This is a genomic window from Mesorhizobium sp. M7A.F.Ca.US.006.04.2.1, from assembly GCF_004022915.1.
In the GTDB taxonomy this organism is placed as follows: domain Bacteria; phylum Pseudomonadota; class Alphaproteobacteria; order Rhizobiales; family Rhizobiaceae; genus Mesorhizobium; species Mesorhizobium ciceri.
This window is the reverse complement of sequence record NZ_RZQA01001198.1, coordinates 1-1,420: the sequence shown is the minus strand read 5'-3', so window position 1 is coordinate 1,420 and position 1,420 is coordinate 1. Positions and strand designations below refer to the sequence as shown.

Here is a 1,420-nt window from a genome sequence, read left to right as displayed (position 1 = left end):
CCGACGACATTGCCGGCGACATCCACCAGCGGACCGCCGGAATTGCCGTGGTTGATCGGCGCGTCGATCTGGATGAAATCGTCGAACGGGCCGCTATGCAGGTCACGGCCGCGCGCCGAGACGATGCCTGCCGTGACGGTGGTGCCGATGCCGAACGGGTTGCCGAAGGCCAGCACCTGGTCGCCTGGCATAAGCTTGTCGGAATCGCCCCATTTGACGGTCGGCAGGGGTTTGTCCGACTTGATCTTCAGCACGGCGAGATCGTTCTTGGCATCGCGCCCGACAAGCTTGGCCGGAAGTTCGGTGCCGTCGTCGAGCGTCACCTTGATCGAAGAGGCCCCATCGATGACGTGATTGTTGGTGACGATGGTGCCGTCGGAGGCGACGATGAAGCCGGAACCCAGCGCCTCGGCGCGCTGCGGTTGCTGTTGCGGCGGCGTCTTGGGCGTCGGCATGCCCTGGTCACCGAAGAACTGGCGGAAATAGTCGTCGAAAGGCGAGCCGCCGTCGAAAGGAGAGGCATCGCTCATCGTTTCAGGCTGTGCCTTCATGACGGTGGTGACCGTCACCACCGCCGGCTTGTCGGCGGCAACGATGGGTGCGAACGAGCCATTGGGCGCAGTGATGCCGGCAACAGGTGTCTGGGTGGTCGGAACGGTGTTGCCCGCGCTTTGGGCGAAAGACATGACGAAGGGGGATATGATCAGCGCAGCGCCCAGCAAGGCCGCGACGCGATGCCTACGAAGGATATCTGACATGGTCGTTTGTCCGGGCGAGAGTTGATCCAGCGCCGTGGCCTCCCATGCGGGAAATCGGTCATCGGCGTGTCGAGGTTGCAATTGCCCGTCTCGCCTACATGGCAGCCAACCGGATCGACGGCCTTACATCTAGGGCGCGGATTGGCCCGATTTAGGGTTTTCGGGCGACCTTACGAAGATTTAATATCCGCACGGCGGCAGGGTCACAAAGTCGTCGGGTCGCGCCTTGCTGCCTCGCTGGAGCCTTAGCCACCGGCGGTTCGTCCGAGATAGGCCGTAGCAATCTCGCGCATGCGCTTGCCGTCGAAGCTCGGTCCGTGTCCTCCATGACCGATACGGATCGACAGGTCGAGCAGGCGCCGCATCGTACTGATATAGGCGGCCCGGTCGGAATCCGGCAGGTCGTCTATTAGCATGGCGTCGTAGATGGCATCGCCGCTGAAGAACAGTCCGTCGGCCTCGTCGAACAGCGCGATCGAATCCGGTGAATGGCCCGGCAAATGCAGCACGCGAAATTGCCGGTCGCCAAGATCGACGACATCGCCCTCGTCCAGGGTTCGCGTCAACGGCGCGGGCGGGATCCTGTAGTCGGCCGACTTCCATCCGGGCGCCGGCAGTTTCGAGACGGCACCCTCGAGGTCGTGGAACATGTAGGCGTAAGT

The 1,420-nt window shown here is 63.0% G+C and carries 2 protein-coding genes; both read right to left on the bottom strand.

Annotated elements, in window-relative coordinates:
- A partial coding sequence (locus EN925_RS35760; protein WP_128337366.1) for a trypsin-like peptidase domain-containing protein occupies positions 1-758 on the bottom strand: 758 nt, incomplete at its 3' end.
- A 245-nt stretch (positions 759-1,003) separates the two neighbouring features.
- Positions 1,004-1,420, bottom strand: a 417-nt coding sequence (locus tag EN925_RS35755) for an MBL fold metallo-hydrolase (RefSeq protein WP_128337365.1), incomplete at its 5' end; no start/stop codon positions are given.